This window comes from uncultured Gemmiger sp. (assembly GCA_944388105.1).
In the GTDB taxonomy this organism is placed as follows: Bacteria; Bacillota; Clostridia; order Oscillospirales; family Ruminococcaceae; genus Gemmiger.
The window spans coordinates 1-6765 of record CALXHN010000107.1; the positions used below are offsets into that span (position 1 = coordinate 1).

The 6765-nt window shown below is 54.8% G+C and carries 5 protein-coding genes and 1 tRNA gene; 3 read left to right on the forward strand and 3 right to left on the reverse strand.

The annotated features are described in order from the left end of the window. The 3 genes from Q0K17_RS09795 to Q0K17_RS09805 form a co-directional block, all read right to left on the reverse strand. On the reverse strand, positions 1 to 1202 hold a 1202-nt coding region (locus tag Q0K17_RS09795; RefSeq protein ID WP_294542655.1), incomplete at its 3' end, for a preprotein translocase subunit SecD. A gap of 63 nt (positions 1203 to 1265) precedes the next feature. Next, complete coding sequence (locus Q0K17_RS09800; RefSeq protein ID WP_294542657.1) at positions 1266 to 2546, reverse strand: aminotransferase; 1281 nt, start codon at positions 2544 to 2546, stop codon at positions 1266 to 1268. A gap of 259 nt (positions 2547 to 2805) precedes the next feature. Next, a tRNA-Leu gene (locus Q0K17_RS09805) sits at positions 2806 to 2892 on the reverse strand. Between the two features lie 254 nt (positions 2893 to 3146). Between Q0K17_RS09805 and Q0K17_RS09810 the strand changes: the two genes are divergently transcribed. From Q0K17_RS09810 to Q0K17_RS09820, 3 genes are all read left to right on the forward strand, one after another. Beyond that, positions 3147 to 5165, forward strand: a complete 2019-nt coding sequence (locus tag Q0K17_RS09810; protein WP_294542659.1) for a DUF6311 domain-containing protein — start codon at positions 3147 to 3149, stop codon at positions 5163 to 5165. After that, the gene (locus tag Q0K17_RS09815) at positions 5153 to 6097 is read left to right on the forward strand and encodes an RluA family pseudouridine synthase (protein WP_294542660.1); all 945 of its coding nucleotides are present in this window, start codon (positions 5153 to 5155) and stop codon (positions 6095 to 6097) included. Before Q0K17_RS09810 ends, Q0K17_RS09815 begins: the two co-directional genes overlap by 13 nt. Before the next feature lie 126 nt (positions 6098 to 6223). Then, a partial coding sequence (locus Q0K17_RS09820; RefSeq protein WP_294542662.1) for a helix-turn-helix transcriptional regulator occupies positions 6224 to 6765 on the forward strand: 542 nt, incomplete at its 3' end.

Consider the following 6765-nt stretch of genomic DNA (forward strand, 5'->3'; position numbering starts at 1 on the left):
AACCAACCAAACACCGGAGTAAAGACCTTGGCCCAGAAACCGTCGGTGGGGCCGAAGGCGCCCATCAGGATAGCGGCCACGATCACAATGGTCACGTTTCCGTCAATAATGGGGGTCAGACCCATCTTGAAGCCGTTGGTGAGGGCGCCATCCAGAGTCTTCTTCTTGCCCAGTTCCTCACGGATACGCTCGGCGGTAATGACGTTGGCGTCAACGCCCATACCAATGCCCAGAATGATACCGGCAATACCGGGCAAAGTCAGGGTAGAACCGGAGAAGACCGGGAAGTAGCCGGAAACCACTGCCAGAGTGGCAGCAACCTGTCCAAACAAAGACAGGGCCGCAATGGTACCGGGCAGGCGGTACCGGATGATCATGATCAATGCTACCGCAATAAAAGCGATGACGCCGGCCAGAACCATAACTTCCAGGCTGCGGGCACCCAGGGTCGGGCTGATCGTAGAATAACTCTCCGCAGACAGAGCAAACGGCAAAGCGCCGGAATTGATCTGGTTTGCCAGAGTGGCAGCCTCATCCGCAGTAAAGCTACCCTTGATAATGGCCTCGCCATTGGTGATGGCGGATTCCACCGATGCAGTGCTGATGTTTTCATCATCCAGCCAGATGCTGATGGTGCCATTGCTGGGAGCCAGTTCGGTGGTGGCATCGGCAAACTTTTCCGCACCGGAAGAGGTGAACTTCAGCTGAACGACATTTCCTTCGTTCTGCAGATACCCTGCCATAGCAGAATCCACATCGTCACCGGTCAGAATTTCCTCGCCGTCCGCGGTGCTTCCCTTACGGAAGACCATCTGGGCGGTGGTACCGATCTCATCAATGGCGCTCTGCGGATCAAAATTGCTCTCGTCGTTCTTCCAGGGGAAACGCACGATGATGCGGTCCTTGTTGTTGTCCACATAGGCTTCGTAGTCGGTGATGCCCAGGCCAACCAGACGATCCTCAATAACCGTCTTGGCTGCTTCCATCTGGGTATCCGTAGCATCGATGTCATCCGCAGGCATGAATGTGACATCAACACCGCCACGGATATCAATGCCAAAACGAATGTCGCCAGCACCTTTCAGGTAGGTGGTCTTGGTGTCACCATACTGATAGCTGAAGCCCAAGAGCGCCGAAAGTGAAAACACAATGATCAGCGCCGCCATGGCAAAAAAGCGCCATGACTTCCCTCTTTTGTTCATTAGGTACCTCCAAAATTTGCCCGCTCGGGCAGGACTTCTATGCCGGACCGCAGGGTCCGAAGCTTACTCCTGTTCGGCCAGCAGCTTTTCCACAACTGCCAGACGCACGCAGACGGTAAGCAGCAAAGACGCTTTTTCAACCTCATCCAGGCTGGGATAGGTCGGCGCAATGCGCAGGTGGGAATCTTCCGGGTCGCGGCCATAAGGATAAGCAGCACCCGCACCGGTCAGCACCAGACCGGCCTGCTTGCACAGCTCCGCCACACGCTTGGCGCAACCGGGCATCACATACAGGCTGATGAAGTAACCGCCCTTGGGGTTGGTCCAGTGGGCGATATCGCCGCAGGGGGTCAGCTCATGGGCCAAGGTGCACTTGACGGCATCAAAGCAGGGCACCAGACGACGGCGATGCTTCTGCATATGGGCCAGAACGCCCGCCTTGTTCTTCAGGAACCGGACATGGCGCAGCTGGTTCATCTTGTCATAGCTGATGATCATGACCTCGAAGCGCTTGCAGACATACTTCATGGAGTTCTCGCTGCAGGCCAGAGCAGACACGCCAGCGCCGGGGAAGGTGATTTTGCTGGTGGAAGTGAACATGAAGACGCGGTCCTCATTGCCGTACTGACGGCTCTCCTCCAGCAGGACCGGCGTCTCGATGATCTCATCGGTCAGGTGATGGACAATATAGGCCTCGTCCCAGAAGATCTTGAAGTCGGGAGCTGCCGTCTTCATGCTGGCGAAACGGCGCACAGTCTCATCACTGTAGGTGTAGCCGTCCGGGTTGGAATACTGCGGCACACACCAGATACCCTTGATGGAAGCGTCCTCAGCCACCAGCTTTTCCACCATATCCATGTCGGGACCGGTGGGGGTCATGGGAATATTGATCATCTCAATACCGAATTCCTCGGTGATGCGGAAATGACGGTCATAACCGGGAACCGGGCACAGGAACTTCGGTTTTTCCACCGCAGACCAAGGGCACGGAGAGTCCTGGAAACCAAAGGTATAGCCGATGGCCACCAGATTGTACATCAGCTGCAGGCTGGAATTGCCGCCCACAAAGACATTTTCCGGCTTGACACCCATAACTTCGCCAAACAGAACACGGGCTTCCTGCAGGCCTTCCAGGTTGCCGTAGTTGCGGGCATCAGTGCCGTCCTCGGTGGTGTAATCACTCATCTTGAGCAGATCCATGGCAAGGTCCATCTGGTGCGGGCCCGGTTTGCCGCGGGCCATATTCAGCTTGAGCCCCAGTGCCTTGAAATCGGCATAGGACTTTTCCAGTTTGGCCTTTTCAGCCAGGAGCATTTCTTTGGTCATCTTACGGTAATCAGACATGGATGCTTCCCCTCCTGCAGACTCGTTCTTGAGCACCCCGCGGGTGCTTCCTCTATTGACGGGATGTAGTACGGCACAGTGACCGAACATACAACACATAAGTATAAACGAAATTGACGCAAGATACAAGCATTTTTGTGATTTTTCAGCCTTTTTTCAAAACAAAATGAAGTTCCTGCCCCACTTTTCCCCCTCCGGCAAATGATTTCCGATACGAATAAAGAAGAAAAAGCAGACCACAAAAGCGGTCTGCTTTTCCTGGTGCCGCCAACCGGGGTCGAACCGGTACGGAATCGCTTCCGAAGGATTTTAAGTCCTTTGTGTCTGCCAATTTCACCATGGCGGCCTATTCTTAACTTTGTAATTGTATCGCACCCGTGACAAAATGTCAATGCAGATCCTTGTCCTCTTCTTACCGCAGGGCATACCGTCCCTGAAACTTCTGTGCTATACTGGCAGCAGCGCAAGACGCCCAGATCATTCCAGCAACTCTGTTTTCCGGCTGTTCCCTCTTTATATGATGCCGGTATAACAATCATTCGCGGAGGCTTTTCGCAAACGTTGCGCAAGTATATTTTCTTATGATAAAATGAGGATATTATGCCAGCAAACAAATTTGGAGGGATGAACAGGATGCATACAGCCGCAGACAAACGCAGAGACGGCCTTTTGCTTTTAGGCGGAGCCGTTCTGGGGGCGGTCGCCTTTTTACTCATCTTTGGCCTTTCTCCCTTGGATGTGACCAACGATAGTTTTTGTCGCGGCGGATACATTGAAAAGGATATCCAACAGCACTATGCCGGTTGGCTTTTTTATCGGCAAAGTGATTTGTCCTTTCCGCTATGCGTGACCGATAACATCAACGCCCCGCAAGGACTGAGTGTTGCTTATACCGACTCCATTCCCCTCTTGGCTGCGTTCTTCCGTTTTCTGTCCCCACTCCTCCCTGCCACCTTTCAATATTTCGGGTGGTTTACCCTGCTTTGTCTGATGGCCCAGGGCGCCGCAGGTGCAAGGCTCCTGGGGCTCTTCCTGGATGGAATCACCGGCCCTTTACTGGCGGACCTGCTGTTCGTTTTCAGCCCAATCCTATGGGAGCGTGCACTTCGCCATACCTCTCTGGCCGCACACTTCTTCATCCTGGCCGCTTTATACTTTTATTTTCTCGGCCGACGCAGCGGTCGCCACTGCTTCCGGGGGCTTTTTGCGCTCAATATCCTGACCATTACCATACATCCCTATTTTGTTCCCATGACATATGCCGTTACCTTCGCATTGCTGTTGGAGTATGCGGTATCTCGGCATCGGTATCTGAGTCCGGCGCTCTGGCTTCTGGCAGACCTGGCCCTGACCGTTGCAGCCGGATGGATGTTCGGACTTTTTTACGGAACAGCCACTGGTGGAAGCGACGCATTATACGGCTATTTTGGAATGAATCTGAACAGCTTGTGGAACCCTGCCGGCGTCAATGGCGTAGATTGGAGCTTCTTTTTGCCCAAGCAGAACCAAGTGGGTGGCAACTACGACGCCTTCGCCTATCTGGGATTTGGCGTGCTGGCTGGTCTTTTTATATGCCTGATCCGGATGCTATTCAAAGCTCCCAAAAATCTATGGGCACTGATTTGCCGCCACTGGGCCTTATGTCTTGTCAGTATTATCCTGACGGCCTTTGCGATAAGTCACGTCATCACCGCCAATGGAGCCACTCTGGCCACTTTACCTCTGCCACCAGCTTTGATCAAGGTGTTTTCCGTATTCCGTTCTGGCGGCCGAATGTTCTGGCCTGTGTATTATCTGCTTATGCTGGCTGTCTGTGTGGGATTTTCTCGCCTTCTCAAGCGCCGACATATTGTCTTTGCCGGCTTGACAGTTTTGACTGTTTTACAGCTCATTGACCTGATGCCAGGGCTGATGCAGCGCCGGCAGGCTTTCGCCGAAGCGCAGAAGCAGGATGCATTTCCCTCCTCCATGACCAGTGATTTCTGGCAGCAGGCAGCCGGACGATACAATTCCATCGCCTCCATGAGCGGACTGCAGACCGATGCACTTCACCTGGCACTGTATACCGCCGATCTGGGAATGGCAACCAACGATCCTTTTGCTGCACGATATGATGCCTCTGCCCTGGAAGCACAGAGAACAGTGTACAGCCAGGAACTGGCAACAGGAGAACTGCGCAGTGATACCCTGTATTTATTTGCCGACGAAGGCGCTTTTCTTCAAGCCGTGGAGCCTGTAAAAAACAGTGGTGCCTGGTGCGGCCGCATTGACGGCGCCGATGGCAGCTGGTACGTGATTGCTCCCGGTATGGCCGACTGCGGGCTGGACACTGCCTGTATTCCCTATGATGAAAACTATCCCCTGCGGCTGGCCGATTACACTGACGCTCTATGGAACCGGGGTGTACTGGACAGCACGAAACAAACCGTTTGCTTTGCGGACGCGCCCTTTACCCGCCGCAAGCTGGAAAGTGCCGCGGCCATCGTCGCCGACGGCAGGACGTACCCCATTCTGACCGTAGACGACAGTGATCCCGGGTGGCTGATGGTCACCCTTGAAATTGAAGATGCCACCGTTTTGTGGGGGCAGGAACTGGAGACGATCCCATGCAAGAACTGAAAGTAAAATCTTTGCTGCCGGTACGGCTGGACAAGTATCTGATGCAGCAGTACCCCGTACTGGGGCCCGGGCGCTTGAACAAAGCCCTGCGGGAAAACAAAATCAAGCTGAACGGCAAAAAGCAGCCCCTGTCCACCCGGGTACAGAACGGAGATGTGATCCGCATTTATCTGCTGGACGATCAGCTGGGGCTGACCGTACAGGACGGCCCCTGGTTTCTTGGATGTCGGGCGCCAGCTGAACTGATTTACGAAAACGACGACCTGATTGTAGCGCTGAAGCCTGCCGGTATTCCGGTGGACGGGGACGATGCGGATACCCTGCGCGCCCGGGTTCTGCGCAAATTGTATGAGGAAAAGCGCCTGGAGAATGAAAGCTCCATCCGCCTTTGCCATCGCTTGGATACCGGCACCAGCGGCTTGATCCTGTTGGCTAAAAACGCCGAAACGGAGCAGTTCCTGACCGATGCCATCCGGGAACATCAGATCCGCAAGACGTACCTGTGCGTGACCTTTGGCCGCCCCGTGCCGCCCGCCGATACCCTGAAAGGCTTTTTGATGAAAGACGCAGAGCGCGGTCTGGTACGCGTTCTGGATGCGCCGAAACCCGGCACCAAGGAAATCATCACCTCCTACGACACCATTGCTGTGAGCGGCCGTCTGGCCCTTCTGCGGGTACATCTGGTCACCGGACGCACCCACCAGATCCGGGCACACCTGGCCAGCATCGGCTGCCCGATTCTGGGTGACAGCAAATATGGCAACAATGCCGCCAACCGGGAGCTCAAGCTGAAGTACCAGGCCCTGTGTGCCTGGGAGCTGGCATTTCCCAAGCAAATCAAGGATGAGCGGTATGCTTCCCTTGCCGGCAAAGTATTCCGCGCACCGAAGCCCTGGTATTATCTGCAGGTTCTGGACGGAACCCTGAAATAAGCATGAAACTCCCTCTGACAAGCTTTCGTCAGAGGGAGTTTTTGTGTATTTGCGCAGGTAAAGGAATCGTAGGTTTACTTTTGGGCACAGTGGGTGGTATGGTTATACCAAAGGAGGTGCCGCAAAATGGACGCAAAGACTTTCGGAGCTTTTCTGGCCGACACGCGGCGTGAACGCGGAATGACGCAGGCGGAACTGGCCGATATCATTCATGTCACAGACAAGGCTGTGAGCCGCTGGGAGCGCGGCATCGGGTTCCCTGACATCAACACCTTGGAACCGCTGGCGGATGCTCTAGGGCTGAGTTTATCCCAGCTAATGCACGCGGGCAGTACACCGGAGCCTCCGTCGGAAGACACTCTGGAAGACTTTGTGGCCATGCTGCGGCCCGGCCGCATCCTGTGGAGCGGGGCCCGCAGCGCCTTTTTCTGGCTGACTGTTGCCCTGGGGATATGGATGCAGATTGCGCTGCCTCTGCAAGTGACCGTTCACTGGCATAATGCATCAGGTTTCCTCACTCCTGACCAGACAGAGATGACGTTTGTGGTCGCTCTGAAGTGTATCATCAGCAGTGGCATACTTTTGCAGATCTGGCGCCTTGCGGCCAGCGGGCTTATCTTCGTGCAGCGAGGCGTGTTTTTCCGGAGCCTGCTGCCGCTTTTGAAGGC